General features: G+C 71.2%; 8 protein-coding genes. 3 read left to right on the forward strand and 5 right to left on the reverse strand.

The window, feature by feature from the left end; genetic code table 11:
- The 5 genes from G6R24_RS14560 to G6R24_RS14580 all read right to left on the reverse strand — a co-directional run.
- Positions 1 to 592 (reverse strand): response regulator transcription factor (locus G6R24_RS14560; RefSeq protein WP_163549793.1); only part of this gene is annotated, 592 nt, incomplete at its 3' end.
- Between the two features lie 34 nt (positions 593 to 626).
- Positions 627 to 1,529, reverse strand: coding sequence for a potassium-transporting ATPase subunit C (locus G6R24_RS14565; RefSeq protein ID WP_163549794.1), 903 nt, complete (start codon positions 1,527 to 1,529; stop codon positions 627 to 629).
- A 3-nt stretch (positions 1,530 to 1,532) separates the two neighbouring features.
- Positions 1,533 to 3,932 carry a potassium-transporting ATPase subunit KdpB gene (kdpB, locus tag G6R24_RS14570; RefSeq protein WP_420811347.1) on the reverse strand — a complete coding sequence of 800 codons (2,400 nt, stop codon included), beginning with the start codon at positions 3,930 to 3,932 and terminating at the stop codon, positions 1,533 to 1,535.
- Positions 3,929 to 5,641, reverse strand: a complete 1,713-nt coding sequence (kdpA, locus tag G6R24_RS14575; RefSeq protein WP_163549795.1) for a potassium-transporting ATPase subunit KdpA — start codon at positions 5,639 to 5,641, stop codon at positions 3,929 to 3,931. The genes kdpB and kdpA overlap by 4 nt, the downstream gene beginning before the upstream one ends.
- A complete protein-coding gene (locus G6R24_RS14580) occupies positions 5,641 to 5,730 on the reverse strand; it encodes a potassium-transporting ATPase subunit F (RefSeq protein WP_163549796.1) in 90 nt (29 codons plus the stop codon). The genes kdpA and G6R24_RS14580 overlap by 1 nt, the downstream gene beginning before the upstream one ends.
- A 298-nt stretch (positions 5,731 to 6,028) precedes the next feature.
- Between G6R24_RS14580 and G6R24_RS14585 the strand changes: the two genes are divergently transcribed.
- The 3 genes from G6R24_RS14585 to G6R24_RS14595 all read left to right on the forward strand — a co-directional run bounded on the left by G6R24_RS14585 (position 6,029) and on the right by G6R24_RS14595 (position 9,634).
- On the forward strand, positions 6,029 to 8,752 hold the full coding sequence (locus G6R24_RS14585; RefSeq protein ID WP_163549797.1) for a sensor histidine kinase: 2,724 nt from the start codon (positions 6,029 to 6,031) through the stop codon (positions 8,750 to 8,752).
- Between the two features lie 95 nt (positions 8,753 to 8,847).
- Positions 8,848 to 9,156, forward strand: coding sequence for a Pepco domain-containing protein (locus G6R24_RS14590; RefSeq protein ID WP_225438540.1), 309 nt, complete (start codon positions 8,848 to 8,850; stop codon positions 9,154 to 9,156).
- A 7-nt stretch (positions 9,157 to 9,163) separates the two neighbouring features.
- Positions 9,164 to 9,634 carry a caspase family protein gene (locus tag G6R24_RS14595; protein WP_163549799.1) on the forward strand — a complete coding sequence of 157 codons (471 nt, stop codon included), beginning with the start codon at positions 9,164 to 9,166 and terminating at the stop codon, positions 9,632 to 9,634.
- The last annotated feature ends 10 nt before the right edge of the window (positions 9,635 to 9,644 follow it).

Genomic DNA, 9,644 nt, shown 5'->3' on the forward strand with positions numbered 1-9,644 from the left:
TGTCGTCGCCGTGGCCGGGGCCCCAGACCTGGTCGAGCAGGGCCCGGGTGGAGATCAGCTTGCCGGGCTCGCGGACCAGAACCTCCAGCAGCCGCCACTCCGTCGGTGTCAGGCGCAGGGAGCCCGACGGCTCCGCTCCGCCGGGTGCCTCGTCCACAAGGACGGTGGCGGTTTTGGTGGTGAAGTCGATGCGGTGGTGGCCGAGGGTGATGATGGGGGCGGTTTCGGTGGGGGTGGCGCGGCGGGTGACGGCGCGGATGCGGGCAAGCAGTTCCTCGATGGAGAACGGTTTGGTCACGTAGTCGTCGGCGCCGGCGTCCAGTGCGGCGATCTTGTCGGGGCCGGAGGTGCGGCCGGAGAGAACGATGATGGGGACGCGGGTCCAGCCGCGCAGGCCGCGGATGACGTCGACGCCGTCCAGGTCGGGCAGGCCGAGGTCGAGGACGACCAGGTCGGGCGGGTGGCCGGCGGCCTCGGCGAGCGCTTGGGCGCCCCCGGTGGCGGCGCGGACCTCATGGCCGCGGCTGTGCAGGTTGATCCGCAGGGCGCGTAGCAGCTGCGGTTCGTCCTCGACGAGCAGAATCCGGGTCACCCGCGTCCCCTCCGTCCCGTTTCTACCGCTGCTTCTACTGCCGCGCTGGGGTGAGCGCGTCGAGTGCTCGGTTGAGGTTCAGCACGTTCACGGCCGGTTCGCCGAGGAAGCCGAGGGCCCGGCCGGTGGTGTGCGCGGCCACCAGAGATCGGACCCGCGCCGCGGGCAGCCCTCGGGTGCGGGCGACCCGGGCGATCTGCAGATCAGCGTAGGCGGTGCTGATCTGCGGGTCGAGGCCGCTGCCGGAGGCGGTCACCGCGTCGGCGGGCACGGCGGGACGCGCCGGGGCGTCGCCGCGGACGAGCACCTGCCGGCCGGCGGCGACATCATCGCCGAGTGTGCGGCAGCTGACCGTCACCCCGTCGTAGGTGGTGAGGAACGGCTTCGCGGGACACAGTTCGTCCACGCTGATCACCCGGGTGATCGGGCCGGTGTAGCCGGGGCCGGCGTGGTAGACGGCGAGGACCGCGCCGACGCCGCCGGCGGTGCAGTAGGGGCGGCGGCCGTCGACGCCGTCGAACGCGCCGATGTCGTGGCTGCGGGCGCAGACCTGGGTGAGCAGGCTCTGTCGGGTCTCGTCGGTGTCGCGGGTGGCCGGGTCGTCGAAGGTGTCGACGACATCCTCGGGGCCGAGGTTCGACGCCGAGGTGGACGTCGGGTCATAGCCGTCGCCGGCGGCCGACGGGCGGGACTGGAAATACCGCGGGATCGGGTTGCCGTCACCGTCGGTGAACGACTGGCCGATCAGCGCCGAGCCGACCGTGCGGCCGCGGGTGTCGGTGACCAGCGAACCGTCCGCCCGGTCGTGCAGGCCGGGCAGCTGGGCGACCGCCAGCAGCGCCAGCGGATACGCCAGGCCACAGACGACGGTGAACACCAGCAGGATGCGCAGGGCGGCCAGGTGACTACGGGCCCAGCCGGGAAGTCGCGCGAACATGGGTCAGCCCACCCCCGGGACGAACTGGATCAGCAGGTCGATGAGTTTGATGCCGACGAACGGCGCGACGATGCCACCGAGGCCGTAGCGGGTCAGGTTCCGCGACAGCAGCGCACTGGCACTGCTCGGGACGTAGCGCACCCCGCGCAACGCCAGCGGAATCAGCGCGACGATGACCAGCGCGTTGAAGATGACCGCGGACAGGATCGCCGACTCCGGTGTGGCCAGCCGCATGACGTTGAGCCGGTCCAGGCCGCCGTACACCCCGGCGAACAGCGCCGGAATGATCGCGAAGTACTTCGCCACGTCATTGGCGATGGAGAACGTGGTCAGTGCCCCGCGGGTGATGAGCAGCTGCTTGCCGATCTCGACGATCTCGATCAGCTTCGTCGGGTCGCTGTCGAGGTCGACCATGTTGCCGGCCTCCTTCGCCGCGGACGTCCCCGTGTTCATCGCGACGCCGACGTCGGCCTGGGCGAGCGCCGGGGCGTCGTTCGTGCCGTCCCCGGTCATCGCGACGAGCGTGCCGTTCGCCTGCTCGGCGCGGATGAGCGCCAGCTTGTCCTCGGGGGTGGCCTCGGCGAGGAAGTCGTCGACGCCCGCCTCCTCGGCGATGGCCTTCGCGGTCAGCGGGTTGTCACCGGTGATCATGACGGTGCGGATGCCCATCCGGCGCATCTCGTCGAACCGCTCGCGCATCCCGGTCTTGACCACATCCGAGAGCTGGATGACCCCCAGCACCCGCCCCTGCCCGACGCTGGACGGGCCTGAGCTGGACGGGCTGGCGGCGGTCGGGGCGTTCGGGAGCGCGTCCGAGGTCGTGATCTCGGCGACGACCAGGGGGGTGCCGCCGGCGGCGGAGACGCGGTCGACGATCTCGGCGAGCTCGTCCGGCACCGCCCCGCCGGCCGCGCGCACCCAGGCCACGACCGCGCTCGCCGCACCCTTGCGGATCTGCCGGCGCCGCCCAGCACCCTCCGACCCGGCCGGGCCGTCCGAACCCGTCGGGCCGTCCGGGCTGGTGGAGCTGTTTGGACTGGTGAAGCCGTCCGGGCTGGTGGGGCTGTCTGGGCTGGTGGGGCCGTCCGGGGGGACGGGGGAGGTGATCTCGGTGAGGTCGACGCCGGACATTCTGGTCTGGGCGGTGAAGGGGACGAAGGTGGCGGTGCGCAGCTCGCCGGGGGCGCGTTCACGCAGGCCGTGATGTTCCTTGGCGAACACGACGACCGAGCGGCCCTCGGGAGTCTCGTCCGCCAGGGAGGACAGTTGGGCCGCGTCCGCGAGCATCAGCTCGTCGACCCCGCCGACGGGTAGGAACGCCCGGGCCTGGCGGTTACCGAAGGTGATGGTGCCGGTCTTGTCGAGCAGCAGGGTGCCGACGTCGCCGGCGGCCTCGACGGCCCGGCCGCTCATCGCGAGGACGTTGCGTTGGACGAGACGGTCCATGCCGGCGATGCCGATCGCCGAGAGCAGCGCGCCGATCGTCGTCGGGATCAGGCAGACGACCAGCGAGACCAGCACGATGCCGGTGATGCCGTGGCCGGTGAGGGTCGCCGAGTCGGGCAGGGCGGGCTGCAGGTTCCTGGTGTAGGCGGCGAGCGGCTGCAAGGTGGCGACGGCCAGCAGGAAGATCACAGTCAGTGCCGCGAGCAGGATGTTCAGTGCGATCTCGTTGGGGGTGCGGCGGCGGTCGGCTCCCTCCACCAGGGCGATCATCCGGTCGATGAAGCTCTCGCCGGGCTGCTGGGTGATCCGCACGACGATCCGGTCGGAGAGCACCCGCGTCCCGCCGGTGACCGAACTGCGGTCGCCGCCGGACTCGCGGATCACCGGCGCCGACTCGCCGGTGATCGCCGACTCGTCGACGCTGGCGATGCCCTCGACGACATCGCCGTCGCCGGGAACGTTCTCCCCCGCGACCACGACGACGAGATCACCGCGGGCCAACCGCGGTGCTGGGACGTCCGCCGTGGTGACCGTCTCGGGTGGGTCGCCGGGGGACCAGTCGGACGCGGTGAGCCGGTGGGCGACCGTGTCACCGCGGGTGCGGCGCAGCGCCGCGGCCTGGGCTTTGCCGCGTCCTTCGGCGACCGCTTCGGCGAGGTTGGCGAACACGACGGTCAGCCACAGCCAACCGGTGATCAGCCAGCCGAACACCGACGGGTCCGCGACGGCCAGCACGGTGGTGTACGCGGCGCCGACCTCGACGATGAACATGACCGGGTTGTGCCACAGGGTGCGCGGGTCGAGCTTGCGCAGCGCGTCGGGCAGGCCACGGGCCAGCTGACGCGGGTCGAGGACACCACCGCCAACCCGCCGCGGCCCGCTCGGCCCCTCCTGGCTCACAGAGCCCTCGTGGCCCGCAGAGCCCTCGTGGCCGGCGGCGGTCAGGGTGGTACTCACGCGTGTATTCCTTCCGCGAGCGGGCCGAGCGCGAGGGCCGGGAAGAACGTCAGCGCGACGAGGATCACGGCGGTGCCGGCGAGCATGCCGGCGAACTGTGGCCGGTGGGTGGGCAGCGTTCCGGCGGTGGCCGGCAGCGGCTGCTGGCGGGCGAACGAACCGGCCATGGCGAGGACGAACAGCATCGGCAGCAGCCGGCCGAGAAGCATCGCCAGACCGAGCGCGGTGTTGTACCAGGTGGTGTTCACCGAGATCCCGGCGAACGCCGAGCCGTTGTTGTTCGCCGCCGACGTGAACGCGTACAGCACCTCGGAAAGCCCATGGGCCCCGGAGTTCAGCATCGAGGCACGTTCACCCGGAAGTCCCATGGCGATTCCGGTACCGAGCAGCGCGATGGCCGGGGTGATGAGGAAGTACATCGCGGCGAACCGGATCTCCCTCGACCCGATGCGTTTACCCAGATACTCCGGGGTACGTCCGATCATCAGCCCGGCGACGAACACAGTGATGACGGCGAGGACCAGCATACCGTAGAGGCCGGAACCGGTCCCGCCGGGGGCGATCTCGCCGAGCATCATGTTGAACAGCAGCGTGGCGCCGCCGAGGCTGGTGTAGGAGTCGTGGAAGGAGTTGACCGCGCCGGTCGACGTGAGGGTCGTGGCCGTGGCGAACAGCGACGAGTTCGGTACCCCGAACCGCGTTTCGGTCCCCTCGGTGGCGGCTCCGACCGCGGTCGGCACCGTGCCGTGGTGGACGGCCTGGAACGCCGCGCCGGCGGTCAGGCTGCCGATCGCGAGCACCGCCATCACCGAGACGATCACGAGGCCCTGGCGGCGGTCGCCGACCATCCGGCCGAAGGTGCGCGGCAGGGAGAAGGGGAGCGCGAGCAGCAGGTAGATCTCGAACAGGTTCGTCCATGAGGTGGGGTTCTCGAAGGGATGCGCGGAGTTGACGTTGTAGAAGCCGCCGCCGTTGGTGCCGAACTCCTTGATCGCCTCCTGGCTGGCGACCGGCCCGCCGGTGATCGCCTGATGGCCGCCGGTGAGGGTGTCGACGAGCCGGTCGCCGTGCAGGTTCTGGATCGCCCCACCGGCGATGAGCACCAGCGTCGCGAGCACGCAGATCGGCAGCAGCAGCCGGACGACCGTGCGGGTCAGGTCCACCCAGAAGTTCCCGAGCTCCTCGCCGGCGTCCAGCGCGTTGTCGCGGCTGCCAGCGCCGGCGGCGACCGGGGCGCGGCGGTGGGCCAGGCCGCGCACGACCGCGATCGCCACCGAGATGCCGACCGCCGCGGACACGAAGTTCTGCACCGCCAGACCCGCCATCTGCACCAGATGGCCCATCGTCGACTCGCCCGAGTACGCCTGCCAGTTCGTGTTCGTCATGAAACTGACCGCGGTGTTCCACGCCAACGGCGGCGCCACACCACCGAAACCGAGACTGCCCGGCAGATGCGCCTGAACCCGCTCCAACAGATACAGCAGCAGCACGCTGACCAACGAGAACGCCAGCACGCTGCGGGCGTACACCCCCCAGCGCTGCCCGGCGTCCGGGTTGACCCCGGTCAGCCGGTAGATGACCCGTTCGACGCGCAGATGCCGCCGATCGGTGTACACCCGGTACATGTGGTCGCCCAACGGGCGGTAACCCACACACAGCACGGCGACGAGAAGTGCGACAGCGAGCACACCGGCGACGTTCGTCGACATCAGAACCGTTCCGGAAAAACCAGGGCGGCCAGCACGAATATTCCCAGCCCGATCGACAGCACCAGGCCGGCTATGTTCTCCGCGTTCACAGTTTTTCCACTCCGCGACAGACAAGCGCCAGCAGCGCGAAACATCCCAGCGTCAGCAGGACGTAGATGACGTCTTGCATACTTCGCCTCCTCCACCCCGACGTACCGCCCAGGAACCAGCCTGGAGCAGGGCCCACGACCAGCGATCCCAGTAAAGCGCCAGGAAAGCCGGAACAGAAGTTCTGTCACAGGCTTATAACAGCCACCCCGGGTATTCTCACGCGCCGCTAACATCGAATGCGGAGACCGACCACTGCGGCGGTTCCGCAGGTTTACGCGCAGCCCGGACAGGTGCAGGATGGGCGGTGTGGGACGGGGAACTCTGCGGATCTACCTGGGCGCCGCACCCGGGGTCGGAAAAACCTATGCCGCCCTCGACGAGGCCCGTCGGCGCCTCGACCGGGGCACCGACGTCGTCATCGGCCTGGTCGAGACGCATGGCCGCCGGCACACCGCCGCCATGGTCGACGCGGCCGTGCTCGCCGGGATGGCGGTGGTTCCGCGCCGCTCCGTCGAGCACCGCGGCGCGTCGTTCACCGAGCTCGACCTCGACGCGGTGCTGGCCCGCGCGCCGAAGGTCGCCGTCGTCGACGAGCTCGCGCACACCAACGTCCCGGGCAGCCGCAACGACAAACGGTGGCAGGACGTCCAGGAGCTGCTCGCCGCCGGCATCGACGTCATCTCCACGGTGAACGTCCAGCACCTGGAGTCCCTCAACGACGTCGTCGAGACGATCACCGGGGTGGCGCAGCGCGAGACCGTGCCCGACGAGGTGGTGCGCCAGGCCGACCAGGTGGAACTGGTCGACATGGCCCCCGAGGCGCTGCGCCGGCGGATGGCGCACGGCAACATCTACACCGCCGAGCGGGTCGACGCGGCGCTGGCGAACTACTTCCGCCCCGGCAACCTCACCGCGCTACGCGAACTCGCCCTGCTCTGGCTCGCCGGCAAGGTCGACGACCAGCTTGACCGTTACCGCGCCGAGCATCGCATCGCCGGCGTGTGGGAGACCCGCGAACGGGTGGTCGTGGCGCTCACCGGCGGCCCCGAAGGCGACACGCTGATCCGCCGCGCCGCCAGGATCGCCGCCCGGGCCAGGGGCGCGGACCTGCTCGCCGTCCACGTCGCCCGCTCCGACGGACTCACCGGCGCCGACCCCGGCGCGCTCGGCGGCCAACGCCGGCTCGTCGAGAGCCTCGGCGGCACCTTCCACCAGGTCGTCGGCGAGGACGTGCCCGCCGCGCTGCTCGACTTCGCCCGGGCGTCCAACGCCACCCAGCTCGTCCTCGGGGCGAGCCGCCGCAGCCGCCTCGCCCGCATCCTGCATCCCGGCATCGGGGTGACCACGACGAACCTGTCCGGCCCGATCGACGTCCACATGGTCACCCACTCGGAGGTCGGCGGCGCGGGCTTCCGGCTCCCCCGGGCCCGCCGCGGCCTGGACCCGCGCCGCCGGGTCCTCGCCATGCTGCTGACGGTCGCGTTGCTGCCCGCGCTGACGGCGGTGCTCGTCCTGGGCCGGGACACCGTCGACCTCGCCATCGACATCCTCGGCTATCTGATCATCGTGGTGGCGATGTCGATCGTCGGCGGGTTCCTGCCGGCACTGCTGTGCGCGCTGGCCAGCGGCCTGCTGTTGAACTACTACTTCGTGCCGCCGCTGCACCGGTGGTCCATCTCGGACGGCAACGACGCCCTCGCCATCGCCGGCTTCGTCCTGGTCGCTGCCATGGTCAGCCGGGTCGTCGACACCTCCGCCCACCGCTACGCCCAGGCCGTGCGCGCCTCCGCCGAGGCCGCGACCCTCTCCGTGCTCGCCGGCAGCGTCCTACGCGGCGAGGACGCCCTGCCCGCCCTGCTCGAACGCGCCCGTGAAACCTTCGCCATGACCTCCGCGACCCTGCTCGAACGCCTCCCCACCGACATCCCCGACCGGGACGGCATCCCGGACGCCACCCCGGACGGCGCTCTGGACGGTGCCGGAGGTGGCGATGGGGACCACGGTGGGAGTGGCCCGCACGGGCGGGACGGCTGGCGGACGGTGCTCTCGGTGGGGCCGGACGCGTGCACCCGTCCGGGGCAGGGCGCGGTGGACGTCCCGATCGGCGATGATCTGGCGCTGGTGCTCACCGGCCGGCCGCTGCCCGCCTCCGACCGGCGCATCCTCACCGCGTTCGCCGCCCAGGCCGCCGTCGCCCTCGAACGGCGCCGCCTCGCCGAAGCCGCGGCCCAGGCCGCCCCGATCGCCGAGGCCGACCGGGTCCGCACCGCCCTGCTCGCCGCCGTCAGCCACGACCTACGCACCCCGCTGGCCGCGGCGAAGGCGTCCGTCACCGGCCTGCGTGACGGCAGTGACCTGCTGGCACCGGACGAACGCGACGAACTGCTCGCCACCGCGGACGAGTCACTCGACCGCCTCACCCGCCTGGTCGAGAACCTGCTGGACCTCTCCCGCCTGCAGGCCGGGGCGCTCAGCGTCTTCCCCCGCCCGATCGGACTGGACGACGTCATCCCCCACGCCCTGGCCGAACTCGGCCCCCCCGCCCGGGCCATCCCCATCCGTCTGCCGGACGACCTGCCCACCGTGGACGCCGACCCCGCCCTGCTGGAACGGGTCCTGGTGAACCTGGCCGCCAACGCCCTGCGCCACTCCCCCGAAGGCCACCCGCCGACCATCACCGCCAGCCACCTCGCCGGCCGCGTCGAACTCCGCGTGGTCGATCACGGCCCCGGCATCCCCGCCGACGCCCGCGAGCAGGTCTTCCGCCCGTTCCAACGCCTCGGCGACCGCGACAACACCACCGGTGTCGGTCTGGGCCTGGCCCTGGCCCGCGGCCTCACCGAAGCCATGCACGGCACCCTCACCCCCGAGGACACCCCCGCCGGCGGCCTCACCATGGTCATCAGCCTCCCGGCGTCCGCACCACCACAGCCATCCATCCCGCTCGACGGGACCGGACCACATGCGCTCGCGCACCCCCCGAATGCCTCTACGCGACCGCTACCCGAGGCATCAGCGTGACCGGATGCGCGCGGATCGTATGATGCGGGCACCATTGCTGGGTATCTGATCGGGGGATCATCATGGCCGACGTAGGCGAAACGCTGCCCATTCTCGTGAGCATCGAGGATGAGGACGGGATGCCGGAGCCGTCCGGTGACAAGGGACTGTTCGGCCGGCGGGACGGGGATGGTGATGGGCCGTCGATCCGGCATATTCCGGTCACGGTGCTGCGGGAGAACCTCCGTCAGATCACGGCCGGTCTCCGTGATCTGTTCGACGACATCGCCGCCCAGCCGGGTGGCCTGCCGCTGCGTGAGGCGCAGGTGACCTTCGAGGTGACGGCCAGCGGTGGCATCGCGCTTGTCGGCACATCCGCGCAGGTCGCCGGGCGGGGCGCGATCACGCTGACCTTCGGCGCCTGATCCGTCCATGGCGCCCGAGCGCTTGGCCCTGCTCGTCGGAGTGACCGACTACGGTGATCCCGGCATCACGAAGATGCCGTTCATCGCGGACGAGCTCCGTGGGCTTGCGACAGCGCTCACCGCGACCGGGTACACGGTCAGCACCTACGCCGACGCGGCCGACCTGAGCTCACTGTCGATCGCCGTCGAGGATTTCGTCCGCCACGCGCCACCGGGCGCCACGCTGCTGATCATGCTGAGCGGCCACGGAGTGCACCGCGCGGGAAAGGACTATCTCGTGCCCGCCACGGCACGACTGCGCGCGGCCGACTTCACCCGGCACTGCCTGCCGATCGACGTCGAACAGCATCTGGCACACAGCCGGGCCGGTGACGTCGTCGTGCTGATCGACGCCTGCCGTGAAGGTATTCACCTGAGCGAAAAGTCGCTTACCCAGGCATGGACGAGCGGTGAGATCCGCCGGGTCGGCGACCGGTAACTGGTCAGGT

The organism is Candidatus Frankia nodulisporulans, from assembly GCF_902806475.1.
GTDB lineage: Bacteria > Actinomycetota > Actinomycetes > Frankiales > Frankiaceae > Frankia > Frankia umida.

Excerpts from the sequence above, each read along its gene's own strand:
- G6R24_RS14565 (WP_163549794.1), bottom strand. The coding sequence starts at position 1,529 with ATGTTCGCGCGACTTCCCGGCTGGGCCCGTAGTCACCTGGCCGCCCTG.
- kdpA (WP_163549795.1), bottom strand. The coding sequence starts at position 5,641 with ATGTCGACGAACGTCGCCGGTGTGCTCGCTGTCGCACTTCTCGTCGCC.
- G6R24_RS14585 (WP_163549797.1), top strand. The coding sequence starts at position 6,029 with ATGGGCGGTGTGGGACGGGGAACTCTGCGGATCTACCTGGGCGCCGCA.
- G6R24_RS14595 (WP_163549799.1), top strand. The coding sequence starts at position 9,164 with ATGGCGCCCGAGCGCTTGGCCCTGCTCGTCGGAGTGACCGACTACGGT.